The sequence below is a fragment of the Parashewanella tropica genome, assembly GCF_004358445.1.
GTDB classification, from domain to species: domain Bacteria; phylum Pseudomonadota; class Gammaproteobacteria; order Enterobacterales; family Shewanellaceae; genus Parashewanella; species Parashewanella tropica.
The window spans coordinates 2,576,019-2,592,449 of the sequence record NZ_CP037951.1 but is presented as its reverse complement, the minus strand read 5'-3'; the positions used below and the strand labels follow the sequence as shown (position 1 = coordinate 2,592,449).

The 16,431-nt window shown below is 40.6% G+C and carries 10 protein-coding genes; 8 read left to right on the top strand and 2 right to left on the bottom strand.

The window, feature by feature from the left end:
• The first annotated feature begins 252 nt into the window (after positions 1–252).
• Positions 253–2,622 (top strand): phosphoenolpyruvate synthase, encoded by a 2,370-nt coding sequence (gene ppsA / locus E2H97_RS11365; RefSeq protein ID WP_133407251.1) that lies wholly within the window; start codon positions 253–255, stop codon positions 2,620–2,622.
• Positions 2,623–2,731: 109 nt separating this feature from the next.
• Here ppsA and E2H97_RS11360 read toward each other — a convergent pair whose 3' ends face one another.
• On the bottom strand, positions 2,732–6,079 hold the full coding sequence (locus tag E2H97_RS11360; RefSeq protein ID WP_133407250.1) for a hypothetical protein: 3,348 nt from the start codon (positions 6,077–6,079) through the stop codon (positions 2,732–2,734).
• Positions 6,080–6,227: 148 nt separating this feature from the next.
• A complete protein-coding gene (locus tag E2H97_RS11355; RefSeq protein ID WP_133407249.1) occupies positions 6,228–10,526 on the bottom strand; it encodes a protein kinase family protein in 4,299 nt (1,432 codons plus the stop codon).
• A gap of 175 nt (positions 10,527–10,701) precedes the next feature.
• Here E2H97_RS11355 and E2H97_RS11350 point away from each other — a divergent pair, with 175 nt between their 5' ends.
• From E2H97_RS11350 to E2H97_RS11320, 7 genes are all read left to right on the top strand, one after another.
• Positions 10,702–11,271, top strand: a complete 570-nt coding sequence (locus tag E2H97_RS11350; RefSeq protein ID WP_133407248.1) for a pyridoxamine 5'-phosphate oxidase family protein — start codon at positions 10,702–10,704, stop codon at positions 11,269–11,271.
• Positions 11,272–11,339: 68 nt separating this feature from the next.
• Entirely contained in the window at positions 11,340–11,798 is a 459-nt protein-coding gene (locus tag E2H97_RS11345; RefSeq protein WP_133407247.1) for a GNAT family N-acetyltransferase, read from the top strand.
• Between the two features lie 419 nt (positions 11,799–12,217).
• Positions 12,218–12,373, top strand: a complete 156-nt coding sequence (gene napE, locus E2H97_RS11340) for a periplasmic nitrate reductase, NapE protein (RefSeq protein ID WP_133407246.1) — start codon at positions 12,218–12,220, stop codon at positions 12,371–12,373.
• Between the two features lie 42 nt (positions 12,374–12,415).
• On the top strand, positions 12,416–12,673 hold the full coding sequence (locus E2H97_RS11335) for a chaperone NapD (RefSeq protein ID WP_133407245.1): 258 nt from the start codon (positions 12,416–12,418) through the stop codon (positions 12,671–12,673).
• Positions 12,674–12,675: 2 nt separating this feature from the next.
• The gene (napA, locus tag E2H97_RS11330; protein WP_133408628.1) at positions 12,676–15,165 is read left to right on the top strand and encodes a nitrate reductase catalytic subunit NapA; all 2,490 of its coding nucleotides are present in this window, start codon (positions 12,676–12,678) and stop codon (positions 15,163–15,165) included.
• A 10-nt stretch (positions 15,166–15,175) separates the two neighbouring features.
• Positions 15,176–15,676, top strand: a complete 501-nt coding sequence (locus E2H97_RS11325) for a nitrate reductase cytochrome c-type subunit (RefSeq protein ID WP_133407244.1) — start codon at positions 15,176–15,178, stop codon at positions 15,674–15,676.
• Between the two features lie 8 nt (positions 15,677–15,684).
• Positions 15,685–16,272 (top strand): cytochrome c3 family protein, encoded by a 588-nt coding sequence (locus E2H97_RS11320; protein ID WP_133407243.1) that lies wholly within the window; start codon positions 15,685–15,687, stop codon positions 16,270–16,272.
• Positions 16,273–16,431 lie beyond the last annotated feature (159 nt).

Below are 16,431 nucleotides of genomic sequence, written 5' to 3'. Positions count from 1 at the left end.
ACGTTTACGACTCTCATAACGGAGTGTAAAATGCCGTTGCAATTCTGTGAAGGGCTAGATACTTATTCTGATAGAAGTTTTACTTTAACCCTCTGTAAATACTTGGTTTGTTTTTGAGTGCTTCAAGATGAACTTAGTGTAAAGGTTTTTAACCGTATTGAGTGCTCTTTGAGTAAATGAAAGCTAGGTTGAAAGTGTTACAGTTTAAAACTCTTATCAGAATCAGTATTTCACACACACGGAGATAGAACTGTGCAACAATATGTACTCTGGTATCAAGAATTAGGCATGGGCGACGTCAACACTGTTGGCGGTAAAAATGCATCTCTTGGCGAGATGATCAGCAACTTATCTAATGCTGGTGTTCAGGTTCCAGGAGGCTTTGCAACTACTTCACATGCGTTTAATGAATTTCTTGAGCAAAGTGGAGTTAATCAGAAGATTTATGAAATCTTAGATACATTGGATGTAGATGATGTTAATCAACTTGCTAAAGTTGGCGCACAGATCAGACAATGGGTAATCGACACCCCATTCCAACCAGAATTAGAACAAGCCATTCGTGAAGCTTATGACAAGCTTTCATCTGAAACTCAAGACGCTTCATTTGCTGTTCGTTCATCTGCAACTGCAGAAGATATGCCTGATGCTTCTTTTGCTGGTCAGCAAGAAACTTTCCTAAACGTTAAAGGTTACGATTCAGTTCTTGTAGCCATCAAGCACGTATTTGCGTCTTTATTTAACGACCGTGCCATTTCTTACCGTGTTCACCAAGGGTATGATCACCGCGGCGTAGCACTTTCTGCTGGTATCCAGCGCATGGTTCGTTCAGATAAAGCAGCGTCTGGTGTTATGTTCACCATGGATACTGAGTCTGGTAACAATGACGTTGTATTCATTACTTCATCATTTGGTTTGGGTGAAATGGTTGTACAGGGCGCTGTAAACCCAGATGAATTTTATGTTCATAAGCCAACACTTAAAGCAGGCCATAAAGCCGTTGTCCGTCGCAACATCGGTAGCAAGCTAATTCAAATGGTTTACTCGGACGATGCTAGCCATGGTAAGCAAGTTAAGATTGAAGATGTAGAAGCTGAAAACCGTCGTCAATTCTCTGTTTCTGATGAAGAAGTCATGGAACTTGCTAAGCAAGCGATGATCATTGAAAAGCACTACGGTCGTCCAATGGATATCGAGTGGGCGAAAGACGGTAATGATGGCAAGCTTTACATCGTTCAAGCACGCCCAGAAACAGTACGCAGTCGTGAAGATGTTCAATTAATTGAGCGTTATCATCTAAAAACTCGTGGTGAGCTTTTAAGTGAAGGCCGTGCTATTGGTCATAAGATTGGTACTGGTGTTGCTAAAGTGCTTAAGTCACTTGATGAAATGGACCAAATCCAAGAAGGCGATGTATTAGTTACTGACATGACTGACCCTGATTGGGAACCAATCATGAAACGTGCAAGCGCGATTGTAACTAACCGTGGCGGTCGTACTTGTCACGCTGCAATTATTGCTCGTGAATTAGGTGTTCCTGCAGTAGTTGGTTGTGGTGATGTCACTGATATCGTTAAGACTGGTCAAGAAGTTACTGTTTCTTGTGCAGAAGGTGACTCTGGTTACATTTATCAAGGTCAACAAGAGTTTGAAGTGGTCACCAACCGTGTTGATACTCTGCCAGAACTTCCGATGAAGATCATGATGAACGTAGGTAACCCAGATCGTGCATTTGACTTTGCTCGTTTGCCACATGAAGGTGTAGGTCTAGCTCGTCTTGAGTTCATCATCAACCGTATGATTGGTATTCACCCTAAAGCGCTACTTGAGTTTGATAAGCAAGATGCAGCACTTCAGCAAGAAATCCATGAGATGATTGCGGGTTACGAATCGCCTGTTGAATACTATGTTTCTCGCTTAGTTGAAGGTATCGCGACAATCGGTGCGGCATTCCATCCTAAGAAGGTTATTGTTCGTATGTCTGACTTCAAGTCAAACGAATACGCAAACCTTGTCGGTGGTGAGCATTACGAGCCAGAAGAAGAAAACCCAATGTTGGGCTTCCGTGGTGCGAGCCGTTATATCTCTGAGTCGTTCCGCGATTGTTTTGCACTTGAGTGTGAAGCTATCAAACGTGTTCGTAACGAAATGGGTCTTAAGAATGTAGAAATCATGATCCCATTTGTGCGTACTCTGGATGAAGCGGCTCAAGTGATTGAATTACTTAAAGAGCAAGGCTTAGAGCGCGGTAAAGATGGTTTACGTGTCATTATGATGTGTGAACTACCATCAAACGCACTATTAGCTGAAGAGTTCTTAGAATACTTTGATGGCTTCTCTATCGGTTCAAATGACTTAACTCAGTTGTCACTCGGTCTAGACCGTGATTCTGGCATCATCAGTCACTTATTCGATGAGCGTGACCCTGCTGTTAAGAAACTTCTTGCTATGGCAATTCAAGCAGCTAAGAAGAAAGGTGCTTACGTAGGTATCTGCGGTCAAGGTCCATCAGATCATCCAGATTTCGCAGCATGGTTGGTAGAGCAAGGCATTGATACTGTTTCTCTTAACCCAGATACAGTGATTGATACTTGGTTGTATTTGGCTGAAAACCACGCTTAAGCTTCAGGCTATAAGTTTTAGGGCGATATATCGTTGAACAGAATAGTTTTGGCAAGGCATTTGACCTTGCCAATCAGGGAGAGCTATTTTGATGATGTATCGCCCATTCTTATTCCAAGAATTCCCTATCATCCACTTCCCAATCCATTAGTTCTACAACAGGCCGTCTTAATGGATACTTCACAGGATCAGTTAAAAATCGTATAACCGTTTCGTGGTGTTCAGGTTTCACGTATTTTTTAACAGCTTTAATGATAATATGACGGTTGCATTCTGGTGAGTTATCTTCATGCAAGATACCAAAAACAAATGCATTTTTGGCACCCGGCATGGCTCGTTTTGCAAATTTAGGGTGTTCGTTAGGATCAAATTGGCTCGGGCTTTTTTCAATACGGTTAAATTCCGAATCCACACTTCCTAATATGGTCAGAAGTAGAGCATAGTTGTCAGCATTTTTAAGCCCTTCTCTATCAGCGTTTTGCTTATTTTCTAATAATTGTTGAGTTATGTGAGATACGGTTCCTGTAGGTTCCTCTAATGGGAAACTGTATTGGTGGCTACGAGTAGGATCCATAGCTTCAGGAGCCCAACATAGAGTCGATAAATCTATCTGATGAAGCTGGGGTCTGTTATACCGACTTTGCCTTTGAGGATCAGCGTATTCTGCATATAAAATATTGTCAGGCTTAATATCACGATAAAAATAACCCAGTCGATGAGATGTAGCAATATCGGCACATAATTGCTCAAAACAACTAATATTGACCTTCATTGGTGTACCTTTTACAGGTGAAGTTGTCGCCGCCAAACTAGCTCCTCCTTTTGCGGCAATCATAATACTATGTGGTCCATTTTCTCCGTCAGGAACATGTTCTATATATTGCCCTTGTAACCCAGGTGAAATGGTGGGCAAGCTAGATCGTACTGCTGTCGCATCGGTTAATAATTGTTCCAATATGGACTGACTTTTTTCGATTTCTCGAAGGTCTATCGGCACTGGGAAATTATTTTCGTTAAGCTCTATTACGACGAATTTTATGAATGACTTATCAAAACTTTTACAAACTTTAAAAGCACCTTTTATAGTTTTATCTGGTGGGATCTGTAGAGTGACTTTATTGGGTTCACGCAGCGGAGGAAAAATACTGTCTTTTTTAAGCCAATAAGTAAGTTGGTGACGCTGATTCTCCATTTTGATGAAGTCAGTATCTTCTTCGCTTAGCCTTTCCAATTTTTTAACTCGGTATTTTTTGAATTCTTTACAGATAATGCTTGCTCTTGCTTTTGCTTTGGTAGTGGCCAATCCTATAGCTAATTTTTTGAACTCTCTTTTGTCTAGGAGGGCTATCAGGTCTATTTGTTTTTTATTTTGTTGTAACGTTGCAAGCAAATTTGCTCTGTCTATGTTTTCCCATTGCTCAAGCACTTGAGGCATTTTTGTGTGAAATGCGGATGAAGTAATGATTTCGATTCGAACATTTGCTGGTAAAGATATCAACGTAACAGCTAAATCTAAAGCAGATATGTTGTGAAATAAAGCATGCCTTTGTTGAGGCTCAACAGTAACAAATAATTCTGCAAGACTTATCCTATTTGGTCTTGTAAGCCAGTATTGTGTTTGCAGTTCGCTATCAAAATCAATCCAAGAATGTAATTGCTCAACCGGTATTATTTTTGCTTTTTTTAACCAAGTATCACTTTGAAGAGCGCGGATAGAGCTTAGCTGTTTTTCACGTGGAAATAGCTGAAAGGCATCAAACCATAGTTCAAAGCTCTCACTAGGCATAGAATCAATGTAGGCGGCAGGGATAGGTCCCAATTTCGCGTACCAATAACGAGAAGAATCTAGCCTCCTTTCTAATGGAATTAGAGATAAAAGTATAAGAATTAGAGCGTGTTGTTTATGAATAGGCATTTTCATCTGAAAACTAACCATTAATGCACATTCTACGTTTTCAATATTTAATTGAGTCAGAGCTGAATGAGGAAGGAATTCCATGAAATGATGTAGAAGGCACCCTAGAGCTTCTACTTGGCTTTTTTGCATTATTGTCATTAATGCATCGGTTAATAGATAAGCGTCTTTTTGATGTTTAATAGCAGGGATCAATAGTCTAGCGAATAGTGCTTTTGTCCTAGGCTCGACTAAAAACAAGTTTAAAGCTTTATTTTCGAGTTGATTGAGGCGTAATAAAACCTGCTCCGCTGAGCACTCTGTCGCCAAATTAAAACCTTCCTGATGACCCCCAAGTTCAAATAAATTAAGAAGTATGGGGGAAAGGATTTTTAACTGTCTTAGCTTTGAACAAATCGGCGCGTCAATCTCACTCAAACTCTGTGTTGCAGGGTGTTGTTCTAATTGCAAGATAAAGACGAGTTCTTCAGCTGAAAAGCAGTGCGATACCGCATTGAGTTGCTCTTTATTTGTTTCATGTAATAAGGTTACGCATTCGTTAAATGTACCACAGGGCATTTCTACTACATTAGCAGAAGAGGGTGTTTTCTCTGTAGGTACGAATAATATCCAATCATCATAAGTGAGGTGTTTACACTCTTGAGTCCACCAAGGCGATTGTTCGAGTTGTATGTATGTTTCGGGTGATGTCTCAAGATAGAGCGAACAAATCAGGATATTTTTAACTCTTTCTGGCGGTAATTTATGTAGCGCTTCTTTTTTGTTTTCCTGAGAAAGGCGTTGCAGTAGCTCTAAGGCTAAGGATGGAGCACAAGCTACCAATAGAGTGTGGCGTTTATCGGAATCAATGCTGTTTAACTGCTGTCTAATTTGCTCTATGGAAAATGAACTAAATTCTTGAGATGTGGTTAAGCTGAGGCTTTTAAAATAGGCTAATTGCTCACTTGGGCTAAGGTGATTTATAAAGGGAAGTGATACTGCGTTTGGCATATAAGGTAATATTTGATTTAAGCCATGTTCCCTATTGCCCTTATATTCTGTCAGTAATTCACTCAGTAATTCAGCAGGCAGCTCAGCGATCATTGATAAACATACTTTAGATGGAAACATCTGTAAGAGTTCTAAAGCTTTGTGTTGCCTAAGCTTTAGCATGGATTGTATGACTTTCATTGCCTTGTAGTTAGACATTTTAATCATTATTTGTTTTTGTCTTTCTACAGGTAAATCTGTGAGTTGTTGTGCAATAATCGTGTGAGGCATGTAGGGAGAAACTAAAGCTTCTTCTAAAATAACGACAGCAGGGTGTTCTGAGTCTAAACCCAAGACACAGGCAGGCTGAGGGGATCTGTTTTTATGAAACCCCTCCAGTTGTATTTTATTGTTCACCAATTTGATACGGTATTTTTGGTACCTTAACCCCTGCAGCCCTGTTAACCTCAATTCGATGGATTGCTCTCTCGCAAGTGGGGAGTAGTCCATCTCATTGATTTTTAATAAGCTTCGCGGATTCAATACTAGGGCTGGTGTTATTCCCGTCGCCAATATAACAATCCTATTGATATACCTTAATTAAGTTTGGGAGCTGATAGTAAGTATCTCAATGAAAATTAAGACAGTTTAATCTGGTGTTTAGTGGTTATTTTTGACGTCAAAGAATGTTTTATTTGAGTACCTAGGGGAGAGATGAATACTAGCTGTCCTCGTGGGGCGTTTCTTCTAGGGACATATGACCATCATCTTGATATTGCTCAAAAGTAGATTGGCAGTATTGTTCTGTATCACGATTCCAATTAATAATGTCGAAAACTTCGTGTTCCAAGTAGGCTTCAGTTGGGTTTTGAAGGAAATTGATAACCTGTTCCTGAAATTCGGGAAACACATATTTGGAAATCAAATCTATGATAATTTTCCTTGAAGCAGGTGGTGCGCTTTTAGGATGAAGTATTCCGTATCGATGTTGGCTTACCCCATCCTGGGATGGGATGTAATAAGGACTATTGGGGGAATAGTCGCAAGGGCGTATGATCACTTTTCTAGCTTTTGCTGAGATAGCGTAGAAAATGGTAAGTAGTGCTGCATATTTATCACCTGATTGAAGTCCTTCAACTAACTCTTCGATACTGTCAGTATTCTTTTTTTGCTCTTGTAGCTCTGAGGTTATGAAAGCATCGGTTCCTGTACTGGCTGTTATGTCAACAATACATAGATGATTGCCATTAGCTTTCACTTGGCACATATCACTTAAATCAACAGGGAAAAGCATTGGCATCCCTAACCGCTGCTGTTTATTTGTTGCGTGATCGGCATATTCAGAGACCAGAATATTATCTGGCTTTATATCTCTAAAAAAGAATAGGCCATGATGACAATAGGCTAAATCCTCATAAAACTTTCTTAACACCATAATATTCAATTCATCCGGTTCCTCGTTATTTCTGGCCAAGTATCGAGTTAACGATAGACCACCTCTTGCTGCATAAAGGCATCCCGGTGAAGGAACCAAGCCTTGTAAACCCGGTTGTATCGTTCTGTCGGTATATCGGCCCCCTGGCATATATTTTTTCATGTTGTCCAAAATTTTTGACAAGGTTACGGAATATTTAGTTGATACAATAGATTCATATCCTTCGCATCCAGCATCAGTAACTGTGAAGCTAATATAGTTGAAGTCCATACTTTCAGGGGTTTTAAATCGACCTGGAGGAATTTCCGTGACATCAAGGGGAGAGTTTAACTCAGGAGCTCGTAGTATAGGATATAGCTTCTCCTGATCAACATAGTAGATAGCACGTCTTTTGGTGTCAGTAATAGTTTCGAACCTACTTACTTCACTTACAGATATACGTTGGAATTCACTGATTTCCCTACGATCTCTTTTACGCAATAAATACAGATGTTTGAGTTTCTGTTGGAACTCTTTTGTTTTTTGTTTGAGGGTTTCTGCGCGTTTTAAAAGAATTTTTCGGGGACCAAAAAGCAAAGCCATTTCGACGTAGTTTTCTTGCTCAAAGGCTTCTCTTAACTCTCTTTGTTTAGGAAGGTATACGGGGCCTACAACTGTATTCGCTTTATTAGCACACTTTATTATTTCGATTAGAGTGTCTTTATACGTGCTGCCTAGTGCAGCAAGAACGTGAGGTGTTTTTGATAGTGTAGGTACTTCACTAAAAAGTTCAAACGATCTGTGTGGGGGCAGATTGTGTAGGCTTTCGGTTAATGTTTCTTCAGAAAGGGCGGTGATAATGGCCACAAATTCATGGGGGTCACAAATTTCGAGATAGCATGTTAGCTTTGTATGATTAGAGAAACGGACTTCAAAAAACAAGCTTTGTAATGCTGAACGAAAATCTATCCAGAAAGCAATTTGCGATTCAGATAAACGGTTGGCGATAGTCAGCCATTGTTTCCCATTCATTGCACGATTGACTTTTAGACGTTGTTGAATGTTGAGGCATTGAAATTTAGTAAATAATTCAATTGTGAAGTTTTCTAAGAGTACAAAACTCCAAAATACGTCGGCATTAGGAGTCGAATCGAAGATGCATTGTATGGCGTAGGGTTCAAGGCGTAGCAGTATATTAGGATGAAATGGAGATAAACGATTTGGTTTGCATTCTAATAAGAATTTTATTGCAGTTTTAGGCAGTCGATTTGCCAATTCAACAAAAAAATCATCATCTGGTTTTCTTTGTTTTTGATCCTCTTTCATGACTCTATTCTGTTGTATCCGTTTATTTCTCTCTTCTATTTGCAGCCTTTCAAATTCAGCCCTTTCAGCGACGCTGAATGTCAAATCGTTGCCGGATTGAGTGACATATAAATCGAATTCGACATTCTCATCATCAGATTGGTCCTGAGGGCTGCCTGCAGTATCTGGAATGTCTGTTGTCGGAGCAGGTGTGACGGTGAGCTCTCGGTCTTTGGTTTCCGACGTTTGTTCATTAGTTTCAGCTGCTTCCCCTGTTGAAGCTGATAGCTCTTGTTGACGGCCTGTTATTGAACTAACGGCAGGTGAAGGTGATGCAGCAGTGTCTAAAGTTAAAGAAACGATGGCTTGTCCTGAGGCATCAAGCGATGGTATTTGGGGAGTTGAGTGTAAATCAGTTCTTGTTTTCACTTGCGTTGTTTGCTCGGTTTCATCAGCTAAATGGGGTTCAAGAGATGTTGGATGTTCTGTAAGTTGTGGCTGTATAGTATCTGGTTCTAAGTTATGCTGGGGCTCTGCAACATTAGCTTTAGATGCTTCAGCGGCTTCAATTGCATCGGCAGCGGGAGTTAAGGGGATATGTAATCCAGATCGTTCTACATCACCACGCATATTATAAAATAAGAAGGATACCCCTTGTTGCACTATTTTCACTATATCGGCGGGGAGGCGTTCAATAAATTTCTCAGCCTGCTCCTTGGGCAAATAGTATAGAAACCAGCCCATAAATCTTGTTTCTTCGAGGCTAAAGTCGCATGTGGCTTGTGCAATGATTGAGAGTTCACCATATGGCAATGGCTCTTTTTTAAGCCAGTTTCCGATAATCACCTCAATAAACACTTGACCCGAATGAGAATAAATAAAATTTCCGCGTCTTATTGGATCCATATAAAAAATGGCTCGCAACGCTTCTCTAGGTTGAGCCAACCGAATTAAGAGCAGTACCTGATCGTTGTTTAAATGGCCGAGAAAATGGCTGGAGCGCCTGTAATTTAAGCAGCATCCAGAGAATTCAGTTCTTTGGTTGGATTGCACAATAATTAATAGGTCGGCCATCATTTTTTGATAATTGGTTTGGGCCTTAATAATGCTTGCTTTTAATTGGGTTGACGGCTTATTTTCTAGCGCCTTTTCATATTGAGAGTCGATATCAGTTAGAAGTCTAGATTCTTCAGCGGTTAATTCACGAATTGCATCTTTTAATTGTTCTTGGTGATTTTCTTTTAATACAAATATCAATTCACTTAAGCTGTAGGCTTGCTCAGGAAACAAGCTAGAGTCTTGTTTAGCTGCTTTAGAAGTATCTCTCCCGCAACTTAGCCAGTCTTCAACATCTATAAATTCTTTTGCTTCTGCCCACCAACATGTATCTTCAGTAACTTTTGCTGATTCTGGGTACTGTGAAAAATACGCTGTTAACACTAGGAATTTAGCCACTTTTTTTGGGGGTAATAATCGAAGAAATGAACATGTTTTGTCTAAATCAAGACTTAATAAAAACTGACAGCGACTAATGTCAGTCATTTGAACAATAATGCAACGCAGTTGTTGTTCAGGTAATCGTTGCAAGAAGTGAATGTATCCATTGTAGTTATGGCATGGATATGCACAACCTTCTTGTGCTCCTTCTTCTGGTTGAGGCGTTAAGACCCCTTGAATAGTCTCGTCATCTGCTTGGGTCAAAAAAGTAAGTTGTGCATCTATTGGGAAGTTAATGATGATTTCTAGCCTAGCGATTTGGCACTCAGCAGAGACTTTACTGTTGATCAACAACCTTTGTTGTGTTTCAAGTGGTTGTTTAGAAATCGCTCTAGCTACTATTTTGGGAGGAAAATCAAACAGAATGCTGTTATCAAGATTAATGTCCTCTTGCGTATCCAATATTGAAGGCAGTAGTTGAGTACATAACTCTTCGGATTTCTGCTCGCTTAGGGAAGAGAAAAGCCATTGCTTTTCGACATGAGTCATTGAAAGTAACTCTTGGGACAACACTTCAGTAGGCAGGCTTGGATTAATTGTTGCGGCAAGTAAAGCAGGACGAAAGCTATTATGGGTATATTGCTGTGAACTTAAAGAATGTGTCGCTGGCTTGCTATGGAAGTTGCCAAGTTTGGTTAACATCAGGCCGTCGCCTTCACACGAAAAGCGATACTGTTTGGCGAAGGTCCTTCCACCTTTTATTTCGACTTCCAGCGGGCGATCGGCTTGTGTAACATCTCTAAAATCGAGTCTTGCAATCGCTTCTCTGTCTTGAAGTGATAGAGCCGCAAGCGGATTTGACATTAAATCAACAATATTTTTAGTTAAAACAAGATTTTGGCTAAGTAAACGGTTATTGACAATAAAGTTTAAAACATGATTAATGGACAGTCGAAGCAAGGAATAGTTTTGATTAATTTGAGTTAATAGCTTATTTCAGTTTGAAAATTTTCACTTATTAATAGAAAAGGACCCCAATATGGGAAAAATTTTTGAATCAATTACAACGCATCAGCGAGACTTTATCTTAAAACAAAAGATGTTTTTTGTTGCTACCGCTGCTGGAGAGGGCAGGGTAAACCTATCCCCCAAAGGGTTAGATGCGTTTAGACTCATTAACGAACATCAAGTGGCTTGGTTAAATCTGACTGGCAGTGGCAATGAAACCTCTATGCATGTTCAGCAAAACCCAAGGATGACCATGATGTTCTGTGCCTTTGAAGGAAGCCCATTAATCCTTAGGCTATATGGTAAAGCCAAAGTGTTACACCAAGCTGATGAAAACTTTGATACTTATTCGAAGCTGTTTCCAACATTTACGGGTACTCGACAGATATTTGTATTGGATATTGATAAAACCCAATCGTCATGTGGAATGGGTGTTCCATTGTATGATTTTGTTGAACAACGGCAACAACTGGTTCAGTCTCACGATAAACAAGGTAAAAATGGAGTGGAAGCCTATTGGAAAAAAGCTAATCAGTTGAGCTTTGATGGTGATGAAACTCGAGTGTTGGAATTGTCAGGAATCCAAGATGAAAGTGAATAAAGATTAATATCATTTTCAGCCATTTCATAACAAAATAGCTACAGCTTAATTAACAAACTTGGAAAACAATGGAAATTAAATTTCGTAATGCAGTTGAGCAAGATTTGCCTAAATTAGTAGAATTACTCGCTAATGATGACCTTGGAAAACTACGAGAAAATCCAAATTTACCACTCGATAAATCATACCTTGAAGCCTTCGGTGCTATAAACTCAGACCCCAATAATCAGCTTTTAGTGGCAACTCTTAATAATGAAATCATCGGAATGCTGCAAATCACTTATATACCTTATCTTACGCACAAAGGCAGTTGGCGCTGTTTAATTGAAGGTGTAAGAGTGAGTGAGAATGCTCGCGGGATGGGCATTGGTGAGCTTATGTTTAATCATTCAATTGAACTTGCAACTGAAAAAGGTTGTTCTTTAATCCAACTTACTAGCGACAAGCAGCGGCCTGATGCTATTCGTTTTTATGAAAAACTAGGTTTTGTAGCCACTCATGAAGGCTTTAAATTGAAAGTAGGTTAAGTCAAAGGTAGTTTTACCTTTTGTTAAAATTATTTCTGAAACTACATTTCAATTATGTTCAAAATCAATCAGATTTTACCAGAAATAATTGAGGCAAATTGGTGCTTTAACTCTAAGGTTTAACTTTAATTAGTTACATCATAATTAAAGTGACGTGATCTATGTCAATTTTTAACTTGTTAATTCTGCATAAGAAAATTGATCCAGATCATGTGTATTTATTGTCTATAAATCCCACTCTTTTTCTTCAAACTCGCTTTCCGTCATTAACTTTTCATTTTGAATGATCTGGATCAACTGATTCACGAATTTAACAGCTGTAACGGGTATAGCTTCATTTTGTTGCCCGTTATTATTAGGTCATCAGCTGGGAGGGTTCAGTTGGTGAAACTTATCGACAATATCCGCAAGGAGGATACATGAGTAATGCTTCGAGCGATGAGAAGAAGACGGAATTAAAAATGTTCGTGTTTTTAACGGTGTTTTTAGCTCCACTTCTGTCAATTTTAATTGTTGGTGGATACGGCTTTTTAATATGGATGAGCCAAATTTTGATGGGACCACCCACGAGTTAATACGACAAACAAAAAATAACAAATCTTTTATTGAGTGTAAAAATGAGCAAAGAACTTCACGTAACCAGCTTGGTAGTACAAGTTAAGCCAGAACATATGTCTGACGTTCGTAAGGCCATTATGGCTGTTGAGAATGCTGAGCTGTCGGTAAACAACGAAGTTAAATTAGTGGTTGTCCTAGAAGGAGAAGGTCGCCGCGAAATTATGGATAAGATTGATGAAATTAATGCACTGGATGGCGTTATATCAACCTCCATGGTTTACCACCAAAGTGAAGTGCTTGACGAGGGCGAGATATGAAAATGAATAGACGTGAGTTTATGAAAGCGAATGCCGTAGCGGCAGCGGCTGGCGTTGCCGGCTTAGCATTACCTGCTACTGCAAGCAATCTCATAACAAGTTCAGAGCAAACCAAACTTGACTGGAACAAAGCTCCATGCCGTTTCTGTGGTACTGGTTGTTCAGTTATGGTTGCCCGTAAAGACGGTAAAGTGGTTGCTACTCAAGGTGACCCAGATTGTGAAGTAAACCGTGGTTTAAACTGCGTTAAAGGTTACTTCCTTTCTAAAATCATGTACGGCAAAGACCGCCTAACCTCGCCAATGCTTCGTATGACCGATGGTAAGTACGACAAAAATGGTGAGTTTACCCCAATTTCTTGGGACAGTGCTTTCGACATCATGGCAGAAAAATGGAAAGAAACCATTAAGAAGAAAGGTCCAACTGCTGTGGGTATGTTCGGTTCAGGTCAGTGGACAGTCTGGGAAGGCTACGCGGCTGTAAAACTGATGAAAGCTGGTTTTGGTTCTAACAACATTGACCCTAACGCTCGTCACTGTATGGCGTCTGCGGTAGGTGGCTTCATGCGTACCTTTGGTATCGATGAGCCAATGGGGTGCTACAACGATATGGAAGCGGCAGATTGCTTCGTGTTGTGGGGCTCAAACATGGCAGAAATGCACCCAATCCTATGGACTCGTGTTACTGACCGTCGTCTAAGTGCACCACACGTTCGTATTGGTGTTCTGTCTACTTATAAGCATCGTTCTTTCGACCTTGCTGACGTGCCAATGGTGTTCACCCCACAAACTGACTTAGCAATTCTTAACTTTATTGCTAACTACATCATCCAAAATGATGCAGTGAACTGGGACTTTGTGAAGAAACACGTTAACTTCCGTAAGGGTATGACGGATATTGGTTATGGTTTACGTCCTAACCATCCTACCCAAATGAAAGCGAAAAACGCGGACAAAGCGGGTGCGTCTTCTCCAATCGATTTTGATGAATTCAAGAAGTTTGTGTCTGAATACACTGTTGAGAAAGCAGAAGCGCTTTCTGGTGTTCCAGCAGAGAAATTGATTGAAATCGCTAAATGGTATGCCGATCCTAAACTGAAAGTGACTTCTTTCTGGACTATGGGTGCTAACCAGCATACTCGTGGTGTGTGGTGTAACAACCTGCTTTATAACATCCACTTATTGACTGGTAAGATTGCAACTCCGGGTAACAGCCCATTCTCGCTAACGGGTCAGCCATCGGCTTGTGGTACCGCACGTGAGGTTGGTACGTTTGCTCACCGTTTACCAGCAGACATGGTGGTTAAGAATCCTAAGCACCGTGCAATTGCTGAAAAATACTGGAAGATCCCAAGCGGTATTATTCCTGCAAAACCGGGTTTCCATGCTGTTCTTCAAAGCCGTAAGTTGAAAGACGGTGACTTGAACTGTTACTGGACTCAGGTAACTAATAATATGCAAGCAGGTCCTAACGTCAATGAAGAGATCCTTCCGGGCTGGCGTAACCCTGAAAATTTCATCGTGGTTTCTGATCCGTACCCAACGGTTTCTACTCAAGCGGCTGACTTGGTTCTACCAACGGCTATGTGGGTGGAGAAAGAAGGTGCATACGGTAACGCTGAACGTCGTACTCAGTTCTGGCATCAAATGGTTAAAGCACCGGGTGAAGCTAAGTCTGACTTGTGGCAAACCATGGAGTTCTCTAAGCGCTTTACTACTGATGAAGTGTGGCCAAAAGACGTACTAGAAGCGAACCCTGAATATAAAGGTAAAACGTTATTCGACGTGCTTTATGCAAACGGTGAAGTGAACAAGTACCCACTTTCTGACATGGCTGAAGGTTATGACAATGAAGAGTCAGAAGACTTTGGTTTCTATGTTCAGAAAGGTCTATTTGAAGAATACGCAAAGTTCGGTCGCGGTAAAGCTCACGATTTAGCACCATTTGATACTTACCACGAAGTACACGGTCTACGTTGGCCTGTAGTTGATGGCAAAGAAACACTATGGCGCTTCCGTGAAGGTTCAGATCCGTATGTAACTCCGGGTAAAGGTTATGAGTTCTACGGTAAGCCAGACGGTCGTGCCGTGATTTTCGCTCTACCTTACGAGCCACCTGCAGAATCTCCAGATGAAGAATTCCCAATGTGGCTGTGTACTGGTCGTGTACTTGAGCATTGGCATACAGGGTCTATGACTCAGCGTGTTCCTGAGCTGTTCAAAGCAGTTCCAAATGCGGTTTGTTTCATGCATCCAAAGGATGCGAGAGAAAAAGGCTTACGCCGTGGTGATGAAGTGATTGTTGAATCACGTCGTGGTCAAATTCGCACTCGTGTTGAAACTCGTGGACGTAACAAGCCTCCTGTAGGTCTAGTGTATGTACCTTTCTTTGATGCTAGCCAATTGATCAATAAAGTAACACTAGATGCTACTGATCCACTGTCTAAGCAGACTGACTTTAAGAAATGTGCAGTTAAAGTGTACAAGGCATAAGGAGCAAGTTATGAAAACAGTTAAACAAAACGTCGTAAAAATGGCCGCACTGTTAGCATTAACTAGCTCTGCTTTTCTAGCAACTGCTGCGGATAAAGTAATCCATGAGGATGATTTTGCTACTTTACGTGGAACAGCAATCACTAGTGAGCCAACGCCTCCACCGTTAAAAAACGAAGTGGATCATAAAGGTACTTTGGGTCGTGCTTTCCCGACTCAAGCGCCAGTGGTACCTCATAAAGTGAGAAAGTATCAGGTGAACCTTAAAGTGAACCAGTGCTTAAGCTGCCATGATCGCAGTCGAATCAAAGAGTCAAAAGCACCTATGGTAAGCGTGACTCACTATATGACTCGTGATAACCACTTCTTAGCACAAGTATCGCCACGTCGTTACTTCTGTACTCAATGTCATGTTGCACAAGATGAAGCTAAGCCATTAGTGCCTAACGTGTTTATTGATGTTGATAAGTTGCTTGAAGCGGCTGAAGCCAAGAAAAGTGCAGAGCACTAGGAGGCACTATGATGGATAAACTGAAACAGGTTTGGCGAGTACTGGCTAAACCAAGTGTTCACTATAGTTTAGGCTTTCTAACCATTGGTGGCTTTATCGCGGGTATTATTTTCTGGGGTGGTTTTAACACTGCCCTTGAAGCAACCAATACTGAAGAGTTCTGTATTAGTTGTCACGAAATGGAAGCTAACGTGTATGAAGAGTTACAAGGCACAATTCACTTTTCTAACCGCAGTGGTGTGAGAGCGACTTGTCCTGACTGTCACGTTCCACATGAATGGACTAATAAGATTGCTCGTAAAATGCAGGCTTCTAAAGAAGTTTGGGGTAAGATCTTTGGTACCATTAATACTCGTGAGAAGTTCGAAGCAAAACGTCGAGAACTTGCTGAGCATGAATGGGCGAGGTTAAAAGCAAACGACTCACTAGAATGTCGTAACTGCCATAACTTCGACTACATGGACTTTACTCGTCAAGCTCCAAGAGCCGCAGAGGCGCACTCAACTTCACTTGCTAGTGGTGAGAAGACTTGTATCGATTGTCATAAAGGTATTGCACACCATTTACCAAATATGACAGGGGTTAAAGGTTACTAATTCTACTCATCGTATTTAGTGATTTCAAAAAGGTTGTCCATTGGGCAACCTTTTTCTTTGTTAATCAATACATTGTTGTTTTGTTATTTCTATTTTCCTTTATTCTGAACAGTGGCTTGCAAGTCATAGTGTGACCAAGCTCACATCATTTTTTATAAA

Excerpts from the sequence above, each read along its gene's own strand:
- E2H97_RS11350 (WP_133407248.1), top strand. The coding sequence starts at position 10,702 with ATGGGAAAAATTTTTGAATCAATTACAACGCATCAGCGAGACTTTATC.
- napE (WP_133407246.1), top strand. The coding sequence starts at position 12,218 with ATGAGTAATGCTTCGAGCGATGAGAAGAAGACGGAATTAAAAATGTTC.
- E2H97_RS11345 (WP_133407247.1), top strand. The coding sequence starts at position 11,340 with ATGGAAATTAAATTTCGTAATGCAGTTGAGCAAGATTTGCCTAAATTA.
- E2H97_RS11355 (WP_133407249.1), bottom strand. The coding sequence starts at position 10,526 with ATGTCAAATCCGCTTGCGGCTCTATCACTTCAAGACAGAGAAGCGATT.
- E2H97_RS11335 (WP_133407245.1), top strand. The coding sequence starts at position 12,416 with ATGAGCAAAGAACTTCACGTAACCAGCTTGGTAGTACAAGTTAAGCCA.
- E2H97_RS11320 (WP_133407243.1), top strand. The coding sequence starts at position 15,685 with ATGATGGATAAACTGAAACAGGTTTGGCGAGTACTGGCTAAACCAAGT.
- E2H97_RS11325 (WP_133407244.1), top strand. The coding sequence starts at position 15,176 with ATGAAAACAGTTAAACAAAACGTCGTAAAAATGGCCGCACTGTTAGCA.
- napA (WP_133408628.1), top strand. The coding sequence starts at position 12,676 with ATGAATAGACGTGAGTTTATGAAAGCGAATGCCGTAGCGGCAGCGGCT.